This is a genomic window from Streptomyces sp. SID11385, from assembly GCF_010548245.1.
Classification (GTDB): Bacteria; Actinomycetota; Actinomycetes; order Streptomycetales; family Streptomycetaceae; genus Streptomyces.
In genome coordinates this window covers 1-776 of sequence record NZ_JAAGLR010000370.1, presented here as the reverse complement: position 1 = coordinate 776, position 776 = coordinate 1, and the positions used below count along the sequence as shown (strand labels likewise).

Sequence of the window (776 nt, the reverse complement as noted above, 5' to 3'; positions counted from 1 at the left end):
CGGCGGTACGGGAACGGGCGGGCGGGACGCGGCGGGAGGCGGGGGACGGGACCGGCCGGGAGGCCGCCTCCGGCCCCGACGCGGGCACGGGCTCCGGCTCCCGTGCGCCGCTCCCCGCGGACGCTCTTGCGTACGACGCGTACGGGGACCCGTACGAGGTCGCCGCCCGGGTGCGGGCACGCGGCGGGCGTGTCGTGGCGACGGGAGGGTGCTTCGACCTCCTGCACGCCGGGCACGTCGCGCTCCTCGAAGCCGCCCGCGCCGCCGGGGACTGCCTCGTCGTGTGCCTCAACTCCGACGACTCGGTACGACGCGGCAAGGGCCCCGGGCGACCGCTCGTCCCGGCCCGCGACCGGGCCCGGCTGCTCACCGCGCTCGGCTGCGTCGACGCCGTCCTCGTCTTCGGCGAGGAGACCCCTGAGCGGGCGCTGCGCGCGCTGCGGCCCGACGTCTGGGCGAAGGGGGCCGACTACACGCGCGACGGGCTCCCCGAGGCGGATCTCGTGGAGAGCTGGGGCGGGCAGGTCGTCCTCGTCCCGTACCTCGCCGGCCACTCCACGACCGCCCTCGCCCACCGTGCCGCGACCCGCTCCTTCCCCTGACCCCGGAGCCGCCATGCCTTCCAGCCCGCCGCCCGCCACCCTCCTGGTGCTGCGCGCCCTCGGTCTCGGGGACCTGCTCGCCGGGGTCCCCGCGCTCCGCGCGCTGCGGCGCGCGCACCCGGAGCACCGGCTCGTCCTCGCCGCGCCCGCGGCGCTGCGCGAGGCGGCGCACGC

General features: G+C 79.4%; 1 protein-coding gene. It reads left to right on the top strand.

Going from position 1 to position 776, the window contains the following annotated elements; genetic code table 11:
* Window positions 1-602 (top strand): D-glycero-beta-D-manno-heptose 1-phosphate adenylyltransferase (gene rfaE2 / locus G3I42_RS11050; RefSeq protein ID WP_164284906.1); only part of this gene is annotated, 602 nt, incomplete at its 5' end.
* Window positions 603-776 lie beyond the last annotated feature (174 nt).